This window comes from Marinimicrobium sp. (genome assembly GCF_002695945.1).
GTDB classification, from domain to species: domain Bacteria; phylum Pseudomonadota; class Gammaproteobacteria; order Pseudomonadales; family Cellvibrionaceae; genus Marinimicrobium; species Marinimicrobium koreense.
Genome location: NZ_NZQP01000050.1, coordinates 33,692 through 59,432, shown reverse-complemented (window position 1 = coordinate 59,432; position 25,741 = coordinate 33,692). Strand labels below are relative to the sequence as shown.

Annotated in this window: 5 protein-coding genes; all 5 read right to left on the bottom strand. The window is 59.0% G+C overall.

Features of this window, described 5'->3' with window-relative positions:
- Positions 1–14: 14 nt before the first annotated feature.
- The gene (locus CMG77_RS11375) at positions 15–3,560 is read right to left on the bottom strand and encodes a translocation/assembly module TamB domain-containing protein (RefSeq protein WP_286904521.1); all 3,546 of its coding nucleotides are present in this window, start codon (positions 3,558–3,560) and stop codon (positions 15–17) included.
- Positions 3,557–5,326 carry an autotransporter assembly complex protein TamA gene (locus CMG77_RS11370; RefSeq protein WP_286805034.1) on the bottom strand — a complete coding sequence of 590 codons (1,770 nt, stop codon included), beginning with the start codon at positions 5,324–5,326 and terminating at the stop codon, positions 3,557–3,559. Before CMG77_RS11370 ends, CMG77_RS11375 begins: the two co-directional genes overlap by 4 nt.
- A gap of 178 nt (positions 5,327–5,504) precedes the next feature.
- Positions 5,505–8,069 carry a glycoside hydrolase family 9 protein gene (locus tag CMG77_RS11365; RefSeq protein ID WP_286805035.1) on the bottom strand — a complete coding sequence of 855 codons (2,565 nt, stop codon included), beginning with the start codon at positions 8,067–8,069 and terminating at the stop codon, positions 5,505–5,507.
- 130 nt (positions 8,070–8,199) lie between these two features.
- Positions 8,200–10,068 carry a ShlB/FhaC/HecB family hemolysin secretion/activation protein gene (locus CMG77_RS11360; protein ID WP_286805037.1) on the bottom strand — a complete coding sequence of 623 codons (1,869 nt, stop codon included), beginning with the start codon at positions 10,066–10,068 and terminating at the stop codon, positions 8,200–8,202.
- Between the two features lie 47 nt (positions 10,069–10,115).
- The gene (locus CMG77_RS11355) at positions 10,116–25,706 is read right to left on the bottom strand and encodes a two-partner secretion domain-containing protein (protein WP_286805038.1); all 15,591 of its coding nucleotides are present in this window, start codon (positions 25,704–25,706) and stop codon (positions 10,116–10,118) included.
- Positions 25,707–25,741 lie beyond the last annotated feature (35 nt).

Here is a 25,741-nt window from a genome sequence, read left to right as displayed (position 1 = left end):
CCATGCAGCCAATTCTAGCGTTCGAATTTGTAGATCATGTCCACGCTCTGGGTGACCCCGGACTCAGCTTCCAACCGCAACTCTTCGGTAATCTCATAGCGCAGTCCCAGACTGTTGGTCTGGTCGAACAGCCCGACAACGTAGCGGACAAACAGTCGCGGCGTCAGGTATTTGCCAATGTGCAGCGAGCTCTCGGTGACGTCATCTTCGGGCTGAATCCGAAACTCGTCGAGGCTGAAGGTCTCGGCGATTTCGGCGGTGATGAAGCCACTGCGCTCAAGCCCCAGTCCGCCGATGGCATTGATCAGCATGGAAGCATCCGCCGAGGAGGAGCTGTTGAGGGACTTGCCGGTCAGCAGTATCGCCATGGCTTCACTGTCCGGCAGTGATGGGGTGGAAAATACGCGGCTGCGGGGCCTCTGCAAGGTGCCGCCAATTTCCAGGCCCGCGGTCACTTCATCCGCTTCGCGGGTAGCGCGAANGTCCAGCCCCGGATTGTCGTAGGGCCCCTGGAAGATCAAGCGGCCCCTTTCGATGTCCAGGTCCTGGCCATAGGCCTTATAGCGCCCCTCGGCCACTCCGACCTCACCCACGGTGAGCANCCCCCGTTCAGGGTTTTGCAGTACCTGCAGCTCACCGGACAGACGGGCGGTCAGGCCGAACCCCTCAAAACGCACGTCATCGCCCAGGGCCAGATTCAGGTCCACGAACAACTGGGGACCTGTCGGTTCATCGCCATTGCCATTGCGATCCTTCAGGACCACATCGTCCGACACCCGCGTCGCCGATTCCGGCAGGGATTTGAATTTCGCCAGCGCCTTGGGGATCACCGCATCGCCGCTGAGGTCAATGCGCTCGCGGTTCATGGTCAGTTGTAAATCCGGGCTCAGCAGTACCAGCAGCTCCCGGGTGTTGAGCGCCTGAAAGCGATCGCCGGTCAACTGAGCGGTTACCTGTCGATCCGCTCTCCACGGATTCTCGACCCTGCCCTCGAGCCGCAACTGTCCGTCGCCAGAGGTCACCTGCCCCTGCAGCGCCAACTGCTGCTCCATGGCGCGCGCCGAGAGCTGCAATCCCTGCAGGTTCAGCCCCACCGCCGGTACCTTGGCGGCGCCCTCGCGCAGAGTGATCTCACCGGTCAACAACGGCTGACTGACNCGTCCTCCCAGCGTCATATCCGCCGACAGACGGCCCGCCACATCCTGCAACTGTGGCACCAGAGCCTCAAGCGGCGTCAGGGAGTCNATNCCCGCCTGCAGGGTTCCCTCNAGAGNGCCNCTATCCGTGGCCCAGTCGGCCTTCGCCTGGATGCGCCCAATCTCGCCCCAGTCGCTCTCCAGCAATGCCTCGACTTTCTGATTCTGCCAGTCNGCCTCCAGACGGGTGGTCTGCCAGGGGTAGACCTCCTCATCATCTTCGCCGAACTGATAGCGCAAAGCCCCCTCTCGGGTTTCCAGTCTCAGCCGGGCATTGGCAGCCCCCGAGGCCGGCATCAGCAACTCCAGCCGGCCTTCCAGGGTGCCCTCAAGCGATACTTCGGGCTCCAGCCAACGCTGCGCCAGTCGAAGCGGCAATCCCTCAACCAGCGCCAGGGCACTGGCGCCGCCATCCGGTTGCCACTGTCCATCCAGGCAGATCCGCCCTTCCGGCGCCTCGGTGGCGGCAACCCCTTCCCGACGCTGCCAACGCGGCACCGGGCTCAGACAGAGCGACTGAACGACCACCTCGCGGGCCGACAGCACCAGAGGGGCCGGGCGATCGAGCTCCCACAGCAGGGGGTCGGGGGGCTCCAGATCCATGCGGGTCAAAGCCCCTTCCCAGCGCTCCTCACTGTAACCACCGGACAGGGATGCGGCGGCGCTGCCCCAATGTTCGGAAACCAGAGCCAGATCCAACTGGTGCTCTTGCACCCGTCCCCGGCCCTCCAGCGATATCGTTTCAAGCGACTGCCCCGCCAGCGTCAAATCCGAAGCGCTCAACTGTGCGTTGAAGTCACCACCGGTGCGCGCCAGGCTAAGGTCCAACTGGCCCACCTGATAGTCCGTCCAGGCCAGGGACTGACCGTTCAAGGTCACCTCGCCTTGGGGGTCTTTCATCGGTCCGCTCAGCGTCATGTCCGCATTCAGGCTTCCCTGAAGGGCGGGGTCCAGCTGCGAGAGAATGGGCGCCTGCACTTGCGCCTGAAGGTCGAGCTGCTCCCCCAGGGCCCCGTTCAGGACCATCTGATTGGCCCCGAGCGCCAGCCTGAGCTCCCGGGTCAGCAGTCGCCCCTGTTCCACATCGATATCGCCACGCAATAGCAACGCCATGGCGCGCAACTGGCCGGCGACATTGAGGTCGGTTACGGAGGCGCGCAGGTCGCCATCTACCTGCTGCCCCTCGCTATTGAACTGCCCCTCTATCTCTCCGGGCCAACCGGCGAGGGCTGGCACCGGCAGTTCGGCGGGATTTATTTTCTGGAACTCAACGCCCACATCCCATTCCAGTTGCGGCGCCCAGCGCAGTGTGCCGCTGGCATTCAGCCCTCCGTCGTGCAGGTCAATGGCCAGAGTTTCCAGAGCCACGTGTTCGAGACTGCCGAGCCCTTTGGCACGAGCGTTCACCGACGGAAGGCCCGGCCCCTGGCCAGAGAAGGCGACCTCCAGATGGTAATCGTTGAGCCAACCGGACAACTGCAGCCGTCCACCGGTTTCCAGCACCGGCCAGTCGGCGGGGAATAGTGTCGGTGGCAACAGCTGCTCCGGCCAGAGCGTATCCAGCACCAACTGTGGCTGGGTTTGTTCGTCATCCAGGTTGGGCCAGAAGCGAAGATCACTGGTCATGGTGGCCGGTGCGGTAAGACGGTGCTCGGCGGTGACGCTGGTCAGATCGCCCTCGATATCCGCTTCCCCCCGAAAGGTCATGGGCTGTTCGCCCAACTCCGGCAGGGTGTAGCGCCAGGCCAACGTCAGATTCGAGTCATAGGGGTAGCGCAGTGCTGTGCGACCGTTAAGTCTCACCTCGAACTCCGGCCCCACCGCGGCAAGATCCCACACACGCAGGTTGAAAGTTCCCAGACTGAGCGTGCCGCTGATGCCGTAGAGCTCGGTTACCTGTTCCTGCTGGTGGATGCGGATGTTGCGCAAGTCGACTCCACCCAATTCGATCCGCACCGGCAGCGCCAAGGTGGGCCACTCCCGAGGTCCGTCCGGTTCCGGGGCGGCCTCCTCCGCGGGGGGAGGCAAGTGTAATTCCACCGCACTGGCCCGCAGGGACTGCACCGACACGGCACTGTACAGCAACGCCAGGGGTTGCCAGCGGAAGGACAGATCTTCTATCCGATAATGTTGCTCCTCCAGCCGATATTCAACCCAGCCCAGGTCCAGCCCGGTAACCAGGTTGCCGCTCATCCGGTCAAAGGTCAGGGGCAACCGCTGGGCCACCTGATTCAGCGCCCAGCGGCTGCCGGGCTCGGTCGCCACGATCGCGGTGACCAGCGCCAACAGCAGAATCAATACCGCCAGGACGCTATAGAGCGTCCAGCGCAGGTATTTGAATGCCTTCCAGAACCAGGGCTTCATAGATCCGGCCCCATACTCAAATGCAGGCGCCAACCTTCATGGTCATCCAGCGCCCGGGCGAAATCCACCCGCACCGGGCCAATGGGGGAAATCCAGCGAACGCCCAACCCGACGCTGCGTTTGAAATCGAAATCCGAATTGTTGAACGCATTGCCCTGATCCACAAAGGCGGCGATCGCCCAGTTATTCATGATGCGGTAGTCGTATTCCACACTGGTGGTCAACAGGTGATTGCCCCCGACCACGACCGGTTCGTTATCGTCCTCGCTCAGCTCGACGGGGCCGATAGACTTGTAGTCGTAACCGCGCACGCTGGCATCACCACCGGCAAAGAAGCGTTGCGATACGGGCAGGTCATTGAACTCAGCCACTTCGGTGATACCCCCTTCGGCGCGCAGCAGCAACCGCCCCGGGCCAATGCCGTAGATTCCCTTGACCCGGGCGTAGAGCTGCACAAAACTCGTGTCGGAGCCCAGACTGGACGGCGACCCGGATATCCGCCCCAGAAAGCTCCAGCCCGAGAGCGGGTAGTTGTTGCCGTCGCTTCGGGTGCGGGACAGACTGAACGCCGGGATCAACAGGTCCGAGCGCTGCTCCGGCTGCCCCCCGACCTCGTAGTATTCCCGCTCATAGTTGAGCGAGTAGGTCTGCAGCCAGTCACTGTCCTCTTCGGAGCGGGTATAGCTGGCACCCACGGTGTTGATGGCGCTGAGGGTGTTGTCGGTTTTCTCGTTCTGGTAGCCGGTATACAGGCGCACCAGCTCATTGGCGGGCCGACTCATCGGAATGCTGTAGGCCGCCTCCACATTGGTGCCTACCTCAGACACTTTGATATCAGCGTTGAAGGCGTGGCCCCGGTTGTTCACATAGCGGTTTTCGTACCCCAGCAGCAGGCGCGGTCCGGTGTCTGTGGCATAACCGGCCCCAATCGAGTAGCCGTGACGCTTGCGCCCTTCCAGTTCGATCGACACCGGCACCGTCTGCCCGTCGAGCTCCTGAAGGAGAGGGTTGACCCGAACCGAGCGAAAGTAATCACTGGCATTGAGCCGGCTCTTCAGCTCGAGCATGGGCTCTGTGTCATAGGGCTCGCTCGACTGGAAGGTGTAATAACGCTCGATGAAGGAGGCATCGAGGATGTCGTGCTCAAGGCGAAGCTCGCCAAACTGATACCGGGGACCGGTGTGGTAGATCAGTTCCAGATCCGCGGTATTCGCGTCTTTATCGACAACCACTCGAGAGCGCTCAAAGCGTCCCTCGAAATAACCCCGCGCCGAGGCGAGCACGCCGAAGCGGCTCTTGAGCGATTCGTACCGGCCGTGGTCCAGAATATCCCCCACCCGCAGCCCCGGCTGATTGCGAATGGACTGAAACGCCCCGTCGTTTTCGCCCTCGCCCTTGATGACCACCTCCACCTGCGCCAGTCGGACCGGCTCACCGGGCTCCAGGGTCAGCGTCAGTGCCCAGCAGTCCTCGCCCCGGCTGAGTTCATGCTCGCTGCTCAGGTGGTAGTAACCCAGGGCCTGGGCCGCCGACTGCACCTGACGGCTCAACTCCCGCAGCCGAGCGCGCAAACGCCACAAGGGTGTGTCGCATGGCTCATCGGTGATGGTGATAAAGCTGCGCACATTGTCGCGCAGGCGATCACTGCCGCCTTCTATTCGGATGTCGGGCGATGCGGCCCAGAGGAGGGGGGCAAAGCAAAGCAGCAAGGCGCCCACAGTGGCACTGGCCAGAGTGGACATCGGGCGGGAGCAGAAAGTCAGCAAAACGTCAGTCCGGGCACAGGTCATCCATCGAAGGGGTACTTTAACGGTTTGACTGCAGGACTCAAAGCGGGTTGCGAAAAATCCGCGTTATTTTTTGTCAGCCGGGCACCAGGCGACGCCCCATGACGAAGAACGGCGCCTTGAAGGCGCCGCTCTCAATACGTGGCTGACGATTCAATCAGGGTTGAGCAAACATCGATCGCACCGCATTGGACAGAAACAGATAGCTACCGCCCACGGTGATCACGTACTCATTCTGACCCCAGAAGAACGGCCAGTTGTTTTTGTTTTCCGGGAAGTCCGGTGGCAACACCAGAATGCCCGGGATGATACCGCCGGGGATGAAGGAGAAGTCCGCCCGGTTGCTGCCGTACGCGACAGTGGCCGAATCCGGCCCCAGGCCCGACACGAACGAGTAGTTGGAAGCCGGGTGCTGACCGAACACGAAGTTCAGGCTGCGGTGCACCAGGTCCGCTTCGACAATGTCCGGGAAGGCCTGATTCAACCAGTAGTTGGCGATACCGAAGCTGATCACGGTACCGGCACCGGCCCAGCCGCCACGGGTGATAGGCACGCCGAAGGGATTCTCGGCTTCGAACTCGCCAATGCTGTCCCGATAGGCCTGGGTCAGCTCGCGCAGGTCGCGCTCGTAGGCCTCATCCATCAGCGGCAGCGCCGCCGCCAGCATGAAGGCGTTCTGGGCAAAGCGCTCGGAGACCTGCGGCAGCAGCGCGCGCACCGCGTCCGCGTATTTTTCCTCCTGAGTGCTGAGTAACAACTCCACGGCCGCCTTCAGCTGCTCTTCCTCAATCCGTCCGCCGGTGGTGTTGGCGTTGCGGAAAGTGTTGGGTTCACGGCCCTGCTCGTACTCCCAGACGTTTCGGGCGGTCTGCAGGCTCTCTTCGGCCAGCTCGTCGTTGTAGCCGCCCAGGGCCCGACTGGCGGCGGCCAATGCGGCGGCGGAGCCGTAGTTGAGCGCGGTGGTGTTGGTGGTGAAAGCCCAACGGTCATCAAACCGGCCACTGCGCATAGTGTCCGAGGGCATCACGTCCTCGGTGGGCGTCGGATCAATGGTGGATGGCTCGTACATCTCGCCCACACCGCGTTCGTCGGCATGCGGATCCAGCGCCGGGTCATAGACCTTGTTGTCGGTTTTGGTGGAACCGTCACCCAGGTGCGGATACTGGTACAGGTGCGAGGCGACAATGCCCGGAATGGCGTGCCCGATGGCCCGGTGCTGGGCAATCAGCGCCAGGGTGCCGTGCTCGATCTGCTGGAGAATGTCGGACTTGCCGTCGGGACGATGGATTTCCGCGTAGCGCTTGTCCTGCAGCACGGTGGTGTTATCCCGATCGATACCGAACTGCTCCCAGGTGTGCACCAGATGCTGCACGGTGAAGTACTGGGACTGGGTGCGGATATCGTAGTCACCGGCGTCGTACCAACCGCCGTAGTTCAGGCCCGGAATATGCTCGAAGGGCTCGAAGTCGGTATCGGTATTTTCATCGTGGGCAAAGAGGTCAAAGTGCTCGTAGTTGGGCGGTGCCTGCAGGGCATCGTCCAGGTGCGAGGCACCGTGCCAGACCCGGTAGGCTTCGCGCACTTTCATATGGTCCATCTGCACCGGGAAGAAGACATCCAGGGTCAACTGCCAGGTGTTCTCATGCACCTTATCGTCGATCGGGAAAGGCAGCGTGGTCTGGTCGCCATAGGCCAACTGGTAAAGGCCGGGCTCGGTGACATCGGAGAAATCGAAGGTCAGATACTGGTAGCGCAGGTAGTCGCCCCAGGTCTCCGGGGTACCCTGCTTGACCACCTCAGTATCGCCGCTGTCCTTGACCCGCAGCAGACGCGCCGAACCCTCGGGCTGAGCGTTGGCGTCCAGCTCAATGATGGCACGCTTGTTCTGCGCCGGATGATAGCCCAGTTGGGAATAACTGATGACCGGATCCCGGGTCCAGCCGGGGATGCCGTTGATATCCAGTTCCCACTCGGCCACCACACCGGATTCGCCGGCGGGCAGCAGGCTGCGCACCACGTACCAGCCGTTCTGGGCCTTGTTGCGACCGTCGTAGAGCATCAGTTCGCGCTCATCGCGCAGGTTACGGATACTTACGGTGCGTTTGGGGTCTTCCGGCGCCAGTACCAGGTGCTGCCCCTGAGCAAAGGGGGTGGACTCGGTGAGGCCATCTTTGACGATCATCGGGCCGGCGGGGTGGCGCGGGAAAGTGCCGGCCACGCCATCGGCCAGGTAACCCTTACCGAAATAGGCCGCCGGGACAAATTCCATGTTCAGGCCAGCCTTGCCTTCCAGAGCGGCGGGCAGCGGCTCATCCAGCAACACTCGCATCAGGACTTTATCGCCCTGCGCTTCGGTCACCACGGTGTATTCAAAGTCGTGCTCCGGGTAGGCCAACTGGGTTTCCACCCGCTGGCTGTCCCGAATGACCCGGCGCTCGACCAATTGGCCCATACCATCCCACTGTTCGGGGGTGGGCAGCAGGCGCACATCGCCGTTGGTGGCGGTGCGTTCACCGTGGTGGATGATTTCCACACCACTGGTTTTGGCGTCGAAGAACAGGCCGCCGGGTGGGTTGGCGAACGCCAAGACGTTGACGCCGGGGCGTTCGAAGTAATCACGCTCGTTGAGCGTCAGGGTGTCGCTGCCGGGCTGGGTCGCGCAGGCCGTGACCAGCGCGGCGGCGCATAGCCCGACCGCCACGGGTCTGAATAAGGACTTCACTCTCTTTATCATGGTTACCCCTCGTTATCGTGGAATCGCAGAAGGCCCTTATATTCAATATGACCATCTACTTGAGGGTAACCATACCCCAACCGACACCTTTTTTCGAATGTTAAGTGGTCTACGACATCTAAAAACTATACTGGAGATCGAAGTAGGCCCGGACGTCGTCCTCAATATCGCTATCATCCTCCAGCGCCGTATTGCGGGCCGCGAGGGGCTGGGCCAGGGTGAGCGAGCCGCGCACCCCGGCTACGTTGATCCGAAAACCGAGACCAATATTGCTGAACTCCCCCTCGGTGTCCTCATCCCCCTCCAGGATCGCATAGCGCTGCCCGTAGCCATAGTCGGCAAACAGCATGGGCTGCAGCGCGTCTTTCAGTGGCCCGAAACCGGGGAAAATCCAGTCGACACCGGTGTGTACACCGTCGTCCGCAAAATAGGCATTGAGGGCAAAAGCGCGCGCCTTGCGCGGGCCGGACAGAGAGAACTGATTCACCGACGAAAGCGCCTCTCCCGAGTACTGCAATGAGGTGCGGCTGATCACCCGGGTCCCCAGCTCGGTGAAGGGTAACCGCCAGAAGCCGAGCAGGGTATAGTCCAAATTCACCAGAGTCGGCGTCTGAGGCAACTGCTCATCCATCGGGTCCACCTTGCTGAATTCGCTTCGGGTAACGCTCAGGCCCCCTTGGTGCAGCAAGCGTCGCTCTTCATCCAGGCGATCGAAGCGGTACTCCAGCGTCAGATTGCGAACAACGCTGTGCCGCACCAACGCCGAGTTGACAAAGTCCATTTCCGAGCCGATTTCCGCCCAGCGCAAGTGTACCGACCGGTTCTTCAGACGGGTGCGACGCAGTTGATAGTCCAGCGCCGCGTCGAGCACCTCTGAACGACCTTCAATATTCAATGCATCAATATCATCGGAACTCGACTGTCCGACCACAAAGTCATTGCTGGAGGCGCCCACCGAAAACTTCAGGCGCGGAAAGTAGGCGGGCACCCGGTAGCGGAACATGCCATACAGGGAGTTATCCGGCTCGTAGGAGTTGAGCACCCCGACCTGCAGCTGATCGCCAATACCCAGTGGATTGTGCCAATAGACATCGCCGTACAATCGATACTCGCCGGAGGATTCCGAGCCGTGGTTATCGATGCGCAGGTTGGCATCGAGCCGACGCTCGTCGGTGACATTCAGGACCATGCGCGAATCGCCCACCTGTTGACCGGGCTCAAAGAAGCCGCGCGCCCGCACACCTGGCAAATCGTTGACAAAAAACAGGCGCTCTTCAATGACGCCCGCTTTTACCGGTTTATCCAGCACGCCATCGAACACCCGGGCCAGGGTACGGTCCCGATAGTGGTCATTGTTCTCCACCCGTACCTCGCCAAGATTGCCCATCAGCACGGTGAGGTTGACCACGCCGTCGCGCACCCGCTGTTCGGGAATATAGGCTTTGGCTAGAATGAAGCCCCGCTCGCGATAATACCGGGTGATGGTATCGGCGACGGTTTCAATCATGCCCAGAGTAATGCCCCGTTGCCGCCGCTGCTCACGCACATGGAACACCACGCGCTGTACTTCCAGCGGGCCGACGTGGCGATCCTTGGTGTCTTCTTCGATTTCCGCAATCAGATCCGATAGCGATGCCAGCTCATCGAGCGTATAGCCCGATTCCAGCATGGCATCCTCATCCATCATATCGAAGCGCAACGCTTCGACTTTCTCCATCACTTCGGCCCGGGTAATGCCCAGTTCCGGGTATTCCACCAGACCCTGCACGCGAAATTCGCGCACGTTCAGCCGGGGGCCTGCCTGGGGGTCGGGGCTGCGGTCACGCACGGGGGGCACATCCAGATCCAGACGCAGACTCTGCTCTTCCAGATCCGGCACCTCGGTGGTATCCGGCATTTCCAGAAAACTGCCCGCCAGGCATGGCGTGGTGGCGAAGCCCAGGCAGGCCAGACCCACCACTTTCAGAGCTGTTGATACGGCACTCATGAAACGTCCTTTAATCCCTGTTTTTTGGTCGTTATGATTGAACACACTCAGTACGCGGAATACCGTTCCTCGTCTTCCTCCTCATTGCCGTAGCGCTGATCCGGTGGCATAAGAATCGAGACTTCGTCGAAACTGTAGTTGCGTACTGCGGTGAAAATGGCGGGGTCAATGTCTTCCAGGCTTTCCACTTCTACCATCTGTTCACCGGCACTGGTCAGCTCCTGATTGCTGAACTGAATGGCCGAGTTGTTTTCGAATGTTTCCGGTATCTGGCCAAAACCCCAGACAGGCTGCCAGCTCCGAATACCCTGCAGAACCAGCGAGTCCTTGAAGTACATGACCAGCGGCCGGGCCACCGACCCGATATCGCCACTCACGACAAAAAGGCCTCGCCGGCCGACCAGGTCCGGCTTGTTCACATTGATGCCGCCCAGTCCCAGCAGGCTGCCCTCCGCGACCGTAAAACGAACGGTACCGACATAGTAGTTGGCATTCACCACGCCGCCGGCCTCAATGGCACCCTCGGCGGAACGATCAAATACCGGCCCCTCCCGGTTATCCAGGGTCACCGTCCCTTCGTTGAAAAACACAATATCGTCATTGTTGGCCAGGCGATCGATCCGCACGTCCCCGGTATTGCCCAGATCGATCCGGCCCCGGTTATTGGTGGCGTGCAGTTCACGGGTATCAAGCGCGATGGTCTGTCCGGCACCAATGCCCTCGATGGCCGCCAGTTCGATTCGCTGAGCAATCACGCCGGTCGTCTGCGCTTCCAGTGCGGATTCAATGCGCCGGCCACTGCGCAGCGCAATGGTGCCCTCAGGGTTGTCGAGGTAACTGATGGTCAGATTGTCGCCAGCGGCGTACTCAATGTTGCCGGATCGGGTTTCGGTGCGCGCCGAGCGGCTCATGGTCAACTCACCGCCGGCGTCCAACTGAATATCCGCCACCGCAGCCAATCGAGCATTCTGTTCAATAGCGTCCTTGGCGTTAATGCTCAGGGCGCCACCACTGATCACCTCGGCGTCCTGCGCGACCCGCTCACCGGCAAGCTGAATATCGTTTGCGGTAATTGAATGATTGATAGTCAGGCTACCGTTTTGTGCATCGAGATTCAGGCTTTCGGCGCTGAGCCGGTTTTCAACCGACAGGCCCCGACTACCAATCCGCACCTGACCGTCGCTGTCGATGCTATCCAGACGCAATACCTCACGACTGTCCAGCGTCAGATCCCCCACCTGGTCCGCACGCAGGCCCTGAATGCGGTTGTTCTCGTTCATGGCCTGCAGGTTTCCATCAACGGACAGATCCAGAAGGTCGACCGTCCAGGCACCATTACTCTGAGCAACATCACCGCGATTATTGAGCCCGAAAGTCTGTGCCTGCACGTCGCCCAACAACAACTCGCGTTGATGATGCAGCTCAATGTCCTGGGCGGCATCAAGATGAACGGTATTGCTGAAACGGTTGCCGCCATCCAGATAGATACCCGCCTGCTCGGACGCAAAGTGAGTGACACCCGCGACGGAAAGATCCGCGTCGCTGGTAAGATTGCCTCGAGCCGTCACCTGCGCACGCCCCAGGCTGCGCAGTTCTTTCAATACCAGGGCTTCGCTATTACGCAGCGCCAGGCCACCGGTGCCGACATCCGCCATCAGGGTTTCAATCCCGGTCTCGATTGGGCTCTCGACGGAGCCAAACTCGCTGACCGAGACCAGACGCAGCTCGCGTGCGGACAAGGCCTCGTCCGCACTCTGGGTTACCCGGGCGTTGCGAATTTCCAGGCGCCCGGGCACGGACAGGGCACCGACCAGATCCACCACATCGTCGGTATTGGCGGCGAGAGTGAGGTTGGTTTTGTTGGTGTAATTGAGCTGCGCCAGATCACTGACCTGGACGCGATTGTCTTCTATTACGACCCGATCCGGATTCAGGCGGGTGTTGATAGTCAACACATCGGCCAGCACATTGTCCTGCACCTGCGCCAGCTGCGAAAACTCGACACCGAAGACCTTGCCATTGCCGGCAGTGTAGCGAAGCTGTTCCTCACCACCAGTGCGCGTGCTGTAGGTCACCTGATAATTCGCATCACCGCCGGACACCCGCAACTCATCATCGCCTGCGCCGCCGCTCAGACGCTGATTGCCTTCGACACCGGTGGGCAGGTTCATCAGAAACTGGTCATTGCCGGAAGCACCGTCAATCAGGCCGGTCACGCCACCGCCGTCGAGACGGAACGTATCAACGCCCTCGCCTCCAATCAGGTCGGTAACGCCCTCGAAACTCAGGCGGGTGTTGAGCGTACCGGCGTTTTCGCCCCGATCAAGCCGCCAGCTGTTGTCGGCGTGCAGAGAAGTCAAGGTGGTTTTGGTATTGTTCCCGATGAAATGGGTGATGTTGCGCAGGTCTCCGCGGGCTTCCCCCACTGTCACAGCCACGAGCCGGTTGACCTCGGACATGTCCACGGTGTTGTCGCCGTCGCGACCATCGATATAGCCCTGCAACGACCCGCCCGACAGAAACTCGACGACATCGGTGCCATTACCGCCGATCAGATTGGCCACTCCCGTGAAATTGAGGTCACCGAGTGTGCCCCGATTCTCGCCGTCCAGCACCCAGAGGTTTTCGTCCGCGCGCCCGATCAGGGTATGACCGGCGGCCGTAGGTGCCGCCAGGGTATCGATATTGAACACCTGCAGATCAGCCGTCGGTGCGTCCTCTGAGGACGGAGATTCCACCGCCAACTTGAGTTTTCGATCGTCGGCCAGCTCAAACAGATCGAGGGTGTCTTCACCACCCGCGCCGTCAATTGCGCCGCTCACGGCTCCGATACCATGCAGTTCGAAACGATCCGTCTTGCTATTGCCGAGCAGGTCGACAAAGCCGGCGAAACGGATATCACCATTGAGCGAACCGCTGTCCTGACCATCGATCACCCAGGTGTTGGATCGGTCTTCGCCCTGAAGCCGGTGATTGATGTCGCGGTTGCCAACCAGGCTACCAACGCCGCTGACACGAACATCAGCGCCCTGGTTGTTGAGGTCCAGGGAGATCAGCAGCGGCTCGGCGGTGTTCTCGATATTGAGGATATTGTCTGCCAGAGCGCCGCGCCCCTCGATGCGACTGACCAGACCATCGCCCGAAAAAATGAAATTGTCAGTACCGTTTCCACCCACCAGATGATCGATACCCCGAAAGCTCAATTGTCCTTCGAGTTCACCCGCACCGCGCTCCTGTAAACGCCAGGTGTTTCCCTCGCCGGTACCGACCAGTTGATGGTCGCGATCCAGGCTGGCGGTCAACGAGTCGATATTGACCAACCGGGTTTCGTTGTTCTCGCGATCGCCCACCGTAAACCGGTGCGCCAGCTCCGCTTCCTGAGTGGATACCGTATTGAAATCGCCCCGCCCATTGATCTGACCGACCAGCTGGCCTTCGTTCTGCAGAACAAACGCATCCTGCCCGTCACCACCTTCCAGCACATTGAAGTCAATAAAATAGAACGGCTGGTGATTGTCGATGGCCACCTCTCCGTCGTTTACGCCATCGCTGTTAGGCAGATCGGCCAATCGCTGGATGGTCCAGGCCACTGAATCCGTCACTCCGCCTGCAACTTTCAAGGTACTGGTGGTGTCGCTGGCAACGGCGCCACTTTTTCCGACCACGCCCTCAATGCCGAGAATATCCGAATCGATATCGCCCACGGTGACCACGACATCGCCGGCCTGATTGGAATAGTCCACCAGATCGATACCATCGCCATCGCCGCCTTCAATAGTACCGTCCACATTGCCGGTGCCCAGCAATGCAAAGGTATCGCTATGGGTGCCGCCGGTCAGCTCAGTGAAACCCGTGAATGTGACACCCGCGTCACTCGCGCCGGATGCGGTTGGGGAGACCTGCCCGGCATTGAGCGCATTAACCACCCAGGAGTAGGCCGCATCGGAGGCACCGTACAGGCGATTGCCAGCGCCCTGGGCATCAACCTGTTCGATTCCGGCGACCTGAATGTCGACGTCGTTGAGGCCACCGAGTCCGACCGAGACGGGCCCATTGTCAGACAGGGCGGTAAGATCCAACGCATCGACGCCTCCCTCAGATTGAGCTCCGCCGCTTAGCTGTTCAAAGCTGGCCAACTGGCCGACCGTCAGTGCGCCGCCCGCTACGAACAGATCATTGCGAGCGCCGCCCTCCAGGGTTTCCATCCCGACAAACTCGGTACTGGTGCCACTGATGCCCTGTTCGGATACCGTGCCGCGCCTTGCCTCCGTCAATAACCAACGGTTATCCCGGTTGGGCCCTCTCAAGGTGTTGCCCTCACCACCGCCGACCAGCGTCTGGATTGCCTCGAATACAATTGATTCATTGAGCGTTCCACGGCCAGCACCGCTCAGAGCCCAGGCGTTATTGTGTTGATTTGCGCTGAGACGATTATTGCCACTGGCACCGCCTTTCAACACACCGCTGAAGTCGTTGCCGCTGTCGAGAATCGAGAAGTGATCCGCTTGGGTATTGCCCACAAGCGTGGCCATGCCTTCAAAGGCCATATAGTGTTGGCTTACCGTGGATTCCGCCCCCACCGAACCGCCATCCGAATGACTGATCAGCCAACGCGTCGCCACATTGTCGCCGGTCAGAGTATCGTGACCGGAACCAGCCAGTGAGTGAATGTTTTCAAAGCCACTGATCCTGCCATTCGCCGTTTCAATCTCGCCGTCATACTGACCGGTCAGCCGCCACTGGGCCGCCTGCTCGGCAGTTTCGCTATCGGAAAGTTGATACGCCAATCCATTGTCGCCGTTACCACCGTCGATGCCGGAGACCTGTGCCGCCGATGTCAGGGTAAAGCGATCATCGCCTTCACCGCCAAGAAGGTCGGACAGGCCCGTAAAGGACGCAACACGATCCTCAACCGAGCCCTGATCTTTCCCGCTGACCCGCCAGTAAACCGAGTCGTCACCTTCACTCGCTACCTCAAGGGTGTCATCGTTTCCGCCACCGTCGATGGCGCCGGTGATTAGTCCCCCGGTGTTCACCACAAAGGTATCCCTTGCAGAACCGCCCTTCAGATGTTGAACCCCCTCGAAGCGAAGCGAATCGTTACCCAGGTAGCCCGAGTCCGTGCCGGTGACCGTCCAGGTAGCCTCGCTGTCAACACCGTGAAGCACATTATGCCGGTCGTTGCGTGCGCTCAGCGTTTGAATGTTCTGTACCCTCAAAGCGGTGTCCGTCTCGCCTGACCCCGACGGCGTTGACTGCCAGAAGGCAAAACCATAATCAGAGCCAGTGGTATCGATCACATTGCGGCCAGTCCCGCGAGTGGCGCCGCCGTCCACTGAACCGGTGATCTCGCCGGAGCCGACAAACTCGAACCGGTTATTGCCGTCACTGCCCACCAGATGATTGAAGTCGATAAAACGGATTTCATTGTCGCCGCCGACATCAAAGATGCCGTCATTGATGCCATCGCTGGAGGCCAGCTCGTCAAGTTTCTGAACACTCCAGGTGTAATCGCCGTCACCCACCACGCGTAACGTACTGTTGGGTGACCCGTTATCGGTGTGATTGCCGATAATGCCGTTGATCCCCTCCATAGCCATGCTATCGCACCCGGACACACCGTCCAAAAGGGCGATGCAGATATCCCCGTCGCTACTGGAGTAATCCAGGAAGTTGGAGCCACTGCCACCGGTGACTCCGCCGGTCAGGTCTCCGCCTTCGAAGGCAAACACATTGTTCTCGCTGCCTTCCAGAAAAGCAAAGTCATGAAAGGCCAGGATGGTGTCGGTCCGCTCGTTGTTTTCGGGGAACACCTTACCGGTGTTAATGTCGGTAATAACCCACTGATAGGTACCCTCTTGAGGACCTTTCAGAATGTGTCCCTGATTCCCGCTATTGGCATCAGGGTTGGCTGTGAGGGTTTCGATATTGACGATGCTCACATCGACATCCAGGGCATCCCCCATTCCCACGGTGATCCGCTCGTTTGACGAACGTTGGCTCAGGTCGACACTGTCTCGATCATCCACTTGACCGACGGGCTCACCTCCGTTGAGCAGACCGGAGAACAGAGCTCCCGTGGCTGACGCCACAAACTGGTCGCCCTCTTGTCCACCAACCAATGTCGTCATGCCGACAAAGTCAGTGGCGGTTCCATCCACGGCGGGGCTGGCTGCATCTCCGCTCGCAGCAGAAACTACACCCTGATCCGAACCGGTCAGGAGCCAATAGTTATCTCGGTTCGGACCCTGCAGGGAGTTGTTCTCGCCATCACCGACCAATTCATCCATACCACTGAAATTCAGAACCTCATTGAGGCTGCCGGCCCCCGTGTCGGTCAGCACCCAGGTGTTGGCACCGCTGGAGGTCAGGGTATTGTTGCCGCTTCCACCCGAGAGAGTGCTCATGCCGGCAAAATCAAGCCGTTGCTCGTCACCCGACACCGACGTTTCCAGGGTGCCCTCATGCGCGCCGGAAATGATCCACTCGCTGGGGTTACCGGTGCCTTGCAGAGTATCCGCGCCCGAACCCGTCAGCACACTGATGGCGGTAAAGTTGATGCCGTCTTCCGCTTCACCCAAGGTAACCGAACCATTGTTAGGCCCACTAAAAGCCCAGGTCGCAGCGTTCACGTCGTTAGGCTCGACATCGTAGGTGAGCGTGTTGGTACCGGCGCCGGCGGCGATGCTTTGCACCCAGGCCTGAGCGCCGGTCAAGGTAACGCGATCATCCCCCTGACCTCCGGCCAAAACCTCGATACCCGTGAAGGTACCAGCCCGATCGGCACTGCCTGCGGCAAAACCGTCCACCGTCCAGTCGATTGCTTCGCCATCGGCGCTGCCAATGGTCAGAGTATCTGTGCCTACGCCACCATTAACGCCGCCGGTTACGGAGCCGGTCTGCCCGCCATTTCGTACCAAGATGAACTCATCTTGATTCGAGCCACCCCAAAGGGTCTGGATGCCCGTGAAGCTGACCGTCTGACCCTCGGCTACCAGACGACCACCATTGGCCCGATCAATTATCCAGTCACTTTGGAGGTCCGGGCCGATCAACAGATTCTCACGATCAGTGTGGGCCCGAATGGTTTCCATACCCTTGAGCCATAAGGGTGAACCACTGGTGCCGTCTGGAGCCTGCTCCCTGAGCCGAAACGCCACGGCGGCACCAGATTGCCGGGTATCAACGATGTCACTGCCGGCCCGGCCATCAACATAGCCGGTCAGTCTTCCTCCACTTTCAAACAGGAAGGTATCCACACTGGCACCACCCACCAGCTGATTGAAGTCAATGAATTCGACGTCGTCCCCGTCGTATTCGAAGGCCCCGTCATTGATCCCATCAGCACGGCTGTGTCCATTATTGTGAATTCGCCAGACGTAATCCTCATTGCCATTGGCCCGCAACTGACTGTTGAAGCCAGAGCTGCTGTTACCGATCACCCCATCGATGTTATCCAACAGAGGACCATCGCAGGCTTCACTGCCCGCAAGCAGGTTGACGCACAGGTCTCCGATCGCCAGTGAATAATCCAGCCAAGTATCGCCGCTACCACCGGTTATTCCGCCCACGGCATCTCCGCCGTCAAAGCGGAAGTCGCTGTCCTCTCCACCCACCAGATAAGCGAAGCCGGAAAAATCCAGTACGCGATCAGCGCTGTTATTGGGCTGGGACTCGCCCGAAGTGGGCTGAACAGTGCCGGCATTTTCGCCGGTCAGAGTCCACAGGTAATAGCCCGACAGGGGCCCCAGAAGCTGATTGCCGGTACCACCGGCAACGTCATTGCCAGCCTCGGCCGCCGTCAAGGTTTCGATATTGCGGATGGTGATATCGTCGTCAGTCCGGGCCGCCCAACCTGACGCCTGGTTGTCCGGTGTCAGCATCCCCACGGTGACGGCTTGCGTCAGGCCTTCAAGATTCAGCGTGTCATTAGCGCCAGCACCACCATCAATCACTCCCTCAAAGAGGGTATCGCCTGAAGCAGTAAAGGTATCGGCACTGACGCCGCCGACCAGGGCTGCCATACCATCAAACTGAATGGCATCATCGGGATCACCAACGGGGGCCAGAGTGCCCGAACCAGCGCCTTCCAACGTCCACACATTGGTGACGTCAGGTGCGGCAAGTACATCTCCACCACCACCGGACAGCGTACCGAATGATATGAACTGATTGATTCGATCGACCACAGAACCGGTCGCGCCATTATCGCCAAAGTGCGTGACGGTCCAGAGATTATCATCACTGGCCAGACTGAGCGTGTTACTCGCCGTGAGGCCTCCATCCAGAGTGCCGTAAAACGCAGTTCCGGCCATAAGTGTGAAGCTGTCCTCGGCTGACCCGCCCACCAGCGAAGCCATACCCGACAGTGTCAGATTCTTAAGACCCTCCGCTTCGACTTCGTTCAGGTTCCATTGGTTATCCGCCAAGGTCATACCCGCGGTAAGCTCCCAGTCGGTACCCTGGTCGCGTCCGTAAAAAGTGTCCGCTCCCGCTCCTTCCAGTGTTTGAATACCACGAAAGGCTTCGACCCGGGTATCACCCCCTTCCTGTACGGCCGCCCTATCGGCCGCCGAGTGGTCCAGGTACCAGTGATTGGTCCCGCCATTGACCGATAGAGTGTTGCCTGCATCAGACCCGCCGTCGATCTCACCGGCGAAAAAGGCACTCTCGAGCAGCATGAACCGATCCGCACCCGCACCACCGGTAACCTTGCTCATGCCAGTCAGCGTTATCAGGGCGTTATTGGTGGTATCCGGTTCATAGAGGTTCCACTGACTGTCAGCACCATAGACCCAATCGGTGGCCTCATTGCGGCCCTGGACCTGATCCTCGCCCGTACCTTCCAGTCGTTGTATACGACTGAAACTCTCGAGTCGTAAATTGGCTGTCGTATCACGCTCGACCACCGCACTCTCAGTACGACCGTCGAGATACCAAATATTGGGATTGCCATTGATGGTCAGGCTGTTGATGCTGGCCGAACCAGCCGCTTGCCCACCGCCATCGATTGCGCCGGTGTAGACCGCATCCGCCGAGAGGGTGAACCGGTCATTGCCGGTACCACCGATCACTTTGCTCACTCCGTCAAAAGTGACCAACGGATTCGTGCTTGTGTTCGGGTCATAGAGCGTCCATTGAGAATCGGCGCCGTAGATCCAGTCGGTAGCGTTATTACGCCCCTGAAGGTGATCGTCACCCGAGCCCTTCAGCACCTGGATGCCGCTGAAGGCAGTGAGGCGTAGATTTTCTTCGTTCCCGAGTTCAACCACCGCATCGTCAGTGCGGCCATCCAGATACCAGAGGCTGGGGTCACCCTTGATTGTCAGAGTATTGGTGCTTTCCGCCGGCTCGCCACCATCGATCTGGCCGGCGTAGACCGCACCGCTCTGCAAGGTAAATTTATCATCACCACGGCCACCGACAACCTTGCTCATACCGCTAAAGGCAATCAGTGGGTTGGTGTTGGTGTCCGGTTCAAAGAGCGTCCAGTGATCATCGGCACCGTAGCTCCAATCAGTAGCGTCGTTGCGGCCCTGAACTTGGTCATCCCCCGAACCTTGCAACATCTGGATACCGCTGAAGGCGTTGAGGCGTCGACTTTCTTCGTTCCCGAGTTCAACCACGGCATCGTCAGTGCGGCCATCCAGATACCAAAGGCTGGGGTCGCCGTCGATGGTCAGGGTGTTGGTGCTGGCCGAACCGTCCGTCTGTGCACCGCCATCGATATCACCGGCGTAGGCGGTACCGGTCTGCAACGTAAATCGATCGTCGCCACTGCCGCCGATGACTTGACTCATGCCAGTAAAAGCAATCAGCGGGTTGGTGTCTGTGCCCGGCTCAAAGAGCGTCCACCGAGCCTCGGAGTCATACACCCAGTCGGTGGCCGCATTGCGCCCCTGAACCTGGTCGTCACCCGAGCCCTCCAGGGTCTGAATACGGCGGAAGGCATCGAGTCGCGCGTGTTCGTCGTTACCACGCTCGACTACTGCGTCTTCAGTGCGGCCATCCAAATGCCAAAGGCTGGGGTTGCCGTTGATGGCGAGCGTGTTGGTACTGGTCGAGCCATCGGCCTGGGCACCACCGTCAATTTCACCGGTGTAGGTCGCGCCATTCTGCAAGGTAAAGTGGTCATCACCGGTACCGCCAGTGACGTTGTTCATACCGCTCAGAGTCAGATAACCATCAGCCTCGGCCTCTGAGCTGGAAAGCGACCAACGGTTGTCCGTGGACAAAGTCCAATAGGTGGTTTGATCATGCCCGTAAAACTGATCCGAACCTGACCCTGTGAGCGTCTGAAAATCGCTGAACGCACCGACCCGGACGTTCTCATCCTGGGAGACGGCCGCCTGGGTTTCGCCGTCGTGATCCCAACGCCAGACGTTACCCGCGCCAGCGACGGTCAATGTATTTCCGCTCTCCGACCCGCCATCTATGGTGCCCGAGATCGACCCTGTACTGGTCAGCGTAAACTCGTCATCCCCGTAACCACCTTGCAGGTTGCCAAAGTTGGTGAACGTGAGATCACCAGCAAACAACCCGCTTTCGCCCTCGCCTGCAGCATGAGAGATAGTGCCACCGTTCGCCTGATCGATCGTCCAGACGTTGCTTCCATAAGCCAGGCCCAGCGTCGAGTCCCCGCCATTGCCGGTGACTTCGTTAATACCCTTGAGGTTCCAGGTAAAATCGGTGGTTCCGAAACCGATGTTCAGCGCTTCACCTTCCACACCTTCCCACGCCGAGAAGTCGAGGTTGTTGGCACCCGCTCCACCGTCCAGCACACCGGACAAGGATGCGTCTCCCTGAACCAGAAACTGATCGCTGCCGTCGCTACCGGTCAGGTTTTGAATATCAGAGAAGGTCGTTACCAGCGTCGACGCATCTCTGGGCTCGCTCTCACCAAACTCCCGGATGACCGGCCCACCGCTGTTCTCACCATTCAGCGTCCAACTTACTGTGTCGCCAACATTGCTGACCGCCCTGAGCTCATTGTCACCTTCACCACCCTGAATGTCGGCGATGGAGCCGCCCACCTCAACGGTGAAAATGTCCTTCTGGCCTCGACCCACCAAGGTCGCCATACCGGAAAAGTTCACCACATCCTGAGCGGCACCCGATTCAAGGTGCCGCTGAACACGACCGCCGCCGGCACTGACCACCGACCAGGCATTGTCCTGATCCCGGCCGGCCAATGTGTCAGCACCAGAACCTTCCAGAGTCTGAATACCAGAGAAAGTGATATCCGTGGATGCTTCTGAAGCCGACGTCAGGCGATTGCCGGCATCGTCGCTCGACAGACTCCAACTATGGGCGTCTTCGGTGTAGGCCGAAAGAGTATTATTGTCACCACCACCGCCGCTAATGGTGTAAACCGCATCGCTGTGCGATACCGTGAAGTGATCCACCCCACTGCCACCGGTCAGCGAAGCAAAACCGTTGAAAGCAAAATGAGGGTCTTGGTCTTCGTTGAACGTGATAGAACTATCACTTTCAGAGCCATCGCGCAGAACCCACCGATTGTCCGTGTTGGTGAGTACCAGCGACTGTTCATTAAAACCGACCGCGTTGACCTGAATCTGGTCCGCGACCGGGGCCGAGCCTCCACCGAACTGAACATCACCGTAGCTGTTGATGGTCAATTCAGTAAGACTAGCCGTACCCGACGCGCCAATGGCACCGTCGAAGGTGGTCGTGCCGGTATGCAAGGTCAAGAGTGAGCCCGGATTCTCAGCATCCAGCGTCCCGGTGATGGTAAAGTCACCGGCTTGAATATCTGAATCTTCAGCCAGACCGTCAGCGTCGATTGGACCGGCGTCTGTGCGGATCACAAGACTCGGAGCGGCGATCGAAACATTACCATTCAGGTCTATGTTTCCTCCGGCACCATGGGAAACATTTACTTCGTTCTCGTCATGGGCTGATAGAGCACCACCGGACGCTAATAGATCACCCGTCAGTATAATCTCGCTAGCTGGCGTAACCGTAATGTCACCAGCATCACCACCGTTGGCCGGGTTTGACCTAGTAGTGAAGCTTGCTGAGTATGAGTGCCCGTCTCCGCCACTCGCATCGACCTCTGCGAGCGCTATGTTGCCGCCAGTCGACGTAATTTCAACTTCACCACCGACCCCACCGTTCTCCCCGTCACCGAACCGGCTATCATCATAACCGGATCCGCCTTGGGTCATCAGTCTGCCATCAAGCGTGACATCACCTGCAGCGCTAAGCTGAATAAAACCACCATTATACCCGGGACCTCCACTCGTCCGGGATCCGGCAGAAGCATTAATCTCCGACCCACTCTCCAATAGTAGGGATCCGGCGGAATCAATGGTAATATTTGAGCCGTTCTGTCCCTCTTGCTGGGTGCTGATAGTGCCCAGCGTCAGATCGCTAACGCTACCCACATTAATTGACCCACGACTTACCACGGACAGGGTTCCGCCAATATCGGCATCATTCAGCCGAAAATCCGCATCATGAAATAGATCAACATCACCAGGCGTGACGACCTGTACGGAATGATCAGCCCCCAATCCATGGAGTTGATTACCCGACTCTGAAAAGTCAAGATTGACTACGGCACTTTCATTAGTGAACCCAAACAGAAAGTCGCCGGCGACTTCCAGGCGGGAACCGGCATTCTGCTCTATAGAAAAACTACCGGCTTGTGTTTCTTCGAAATCCATCTTTATCGTAAGATTTCCCACACAGGTTCCAACGGCGCAGTCCCCGTCAGTCACAATGGTTCCCAGTGACAGTGCCTGAGAAACCGTCAGGTCTACATTACCTCCGTTTGACCGACGCGCATTCCCGTTCTGAACTCCAGTTCTATCCTCTTCGAGGCTATTAGCTCGATCAGTATTGATCTGAACAGTATCCGAAAATTGGATACTGTTAGCTTTCAGGTCAACATTTCCACCAGAGGTAAAGACCGACTTATTCAGGTAAATGGTGTCGCCGGCGGTCCAATCGATATTTAGCGAATCGCGCGCATCACCCCAAGAATCGCCCATGGCGGTGTCATTCTGCAAAGAACTTCCGTCCGACAAAGGGCTAGCAAGTTCGTTGGCATCAACGTAGATACTCCCCTCTGAATTTACATAAAATTCAGTTTGACCTAAGCTTTCCCCGTTTCCCCCTTCCCAGGTGCTTTCTCCTGTGTGATTAAAATTAAGCTGAGCACCCAGAGTAAAGTCTCCACCGTTATCCACGTGAATGGTCCCGATGTAGCTGGGGCCTCCAGCTGAGTCAGAAACACCCACATTGTATCGGCGATTTACCTCACCAAGTGCAACACCGTCCCTTGCATAAATATAGATATCTCCCGACTTCCGACCAATCGTGTCATCCCCATCGATCGGAGAAAGGGCCTCAGTCCCGGTGTTAATCACACCCTCTGTCTGGCCGTTCTCACCATTCTCGTCGTAAAAGAAGTTGGAAAAGGACAGGGGCCTTGCGTCGGGGCTACCCTCCTCAACAGCATCGCCCACCTGGAACCTTCCACCTTCTGTAACCGCATCTGCTCTGAGCTCGATATTGCCTGTGGCATTGAGCAGGACATCGGATCCACCGGAGTTCAGGTTTCCGGTAATTGTAAGGTCACCGACAGGATCTCCGCTCAGACCTTGAACATCGAGGGAGCTGTCGCCTGCGTGAACCTGGATATTTCCAGCTTCCGATATAAGGTTCGCGCCGACATTAATGTTATTTCGGGATCTTAGAGTGATGGAGGAACCTGAAATTTCGCCACCGCTCATTAAGTTAATGGTGTCCGTCGCGCTTAGAAGGACCTCTTCCGAGGAGTCTATCGATGTTCCAGCGGACAGAGTAATAGTTCTATTGCCCACTTCGCCCTGACATATCGCGTCACCGCAGGTGGGATGCCCAGCGATTGCCTCAAAGCTACCTTGCCCCAAAAATATGGTCTTAGCTAACCCGATATTTCCACCAGAGTGAAACTTGAGCCATGTACCAGATGACGTCCCGTCAGCGTTTAGAGCGCTAGAAACTAAGATACTTTCAGTCGCTTCAAGAGTGACGTTCGAACCGCTTTCCAAGAGCGCCTCTACAACCCTCGGGTCAATCTGAAACTCTTCCCCACCATCCTCAAAACTGATTCCATAACTTCCCGCACCACCCTCCACTAAAGAGTCGTTTCCGCTATCAACTATCTCTATCACTTCCGGATCTAAAAGTAGCGTCCCTGCCCCGCGCGCTCCCGATAAGTCAGCCGTTCCGGAGAACGCCAGCTGCTTCTTACCTGACACCTCTGCAAAGCCACCCAGGCCATCCGATGCGCCGGCAGCTTCAATATAACCACCAAACCGCGTACTCTCATCAGCCCATACGATAATGAGGCCGCCGTCGCCACTAGCAGTGGCGCTCGCCTTTAGCTCGGCTTCCGCTTGCACAATCGTTTTTTCTGCATTGGGCAGCCAGGGGTTTTCGCCCCGATAGTCGCCCCCGAGGTAAATATGCCCACCGCCTTCCGCTCCTGAAGCGTCCACCGACGCAGTGGTCTCAGCGCCTACATATCGGCCCAGCGCCATGACCTCACCGCCATGCCCCCCAGTGGAGGACTTTGCCTGGGTTTCGCTACCGCGTTTCAGTAAGGTCGTGCTCCGGGCGTTGAGCTCAATACGGCCGCCATCGCCATTCTCGGCATTGGCTTCGACCAGGCCACTCTGGGTGACATTCTCGCCCAACAGGACCGCACTACCGGCGTGCTGGGAGTGCCCAACCCGAATCTCACCCGTATTGACCAGGTTCGCCCCTTCGCCCAGCGTAAAGCTGCCATCATCGTGCATAACCACACTGCGTGCGTCCGACAGCGAGCCGGTATTGACGGCCTGGGAGAATACGTCCCGGCTGGCAGAGGCAGTCAGCAGTACTCGGCCACCCTTGGCTTCAATGGAACCCTCATTCACTACTGCGGGATCTACACCCAACTCATCCTGAAGAATGGACTCGGTTACCCGTATACCCATCAGGCCGTCACTGTCGAAGGTCAGCACCGCCTCTTTGCCGGCGGCCAGTGTTACCGACCCCAGCTCAGCGCGAATCAGCCCTTCGTTAGTGACGGTTTTACCCAGCAGCCCTATCGAACCACCTAGTGATGCCTGCAGCGTTCCCTGGTTGATGACCGCGCCTTCGGCCCCGTCCAGCTCGGAAAAGGCAAAGTCACCGTTCATAAAATCATCGACGCCGATATCGAGACCGCTGGCCAGCAGGCCACCCACATTGACCTGAGCCGACTCACCGAACACTATTCCTCGGGGGTTGACCAGCACCACATGGCCGTTGGCATTAATACGCCCACGTATGTCCGAGGCCGATTCACTCAGTATGCGGTTAAGCGCCACCGAATCCGCTCCTGGCTGCAGAAAGCTCACCACCTCGTCGGCATCCAGATCAAAGCTGTCCCAGTCGATCGCAATGCGGTCCGAGTACTGCTCAATCAGCATCTGCTTCTGTGCCGCCGATATCTGGCCTGAGCCTCCGGTAATGCGCCCCCCTTCCGGGCCAGCCGCGGCCGGCTGAGACAGTACCAAAGGAGAACAGGCCAGCATGGCCATATAGAGCTTGCGCTTGGAGAAGGACAGCAGGGTGTTGGCGCGGGACGAGGGAAGCGTCATGGTAACAATCCTTATCAGACGTAAGGCCCGAGAGA

Excerpts from the sequence above, each read along its gene's own strand:
- CMG77_RS11360 (WP_286805037.1), bottom strand. The coding sequence starts at position 10,068 with ATGAGTGCCGTATCAACAGCTCTGAAAGTGGTGGGTCTGGCCTGCCTG.
- CMG77_RS11355 (WP_286805038.1), bottom strand. The coding sequence starts at position 25,706 with ATGACGCTTCCCTCGTCCCGCGCCAACACCCTGCTGTCCTTCTCCAAG.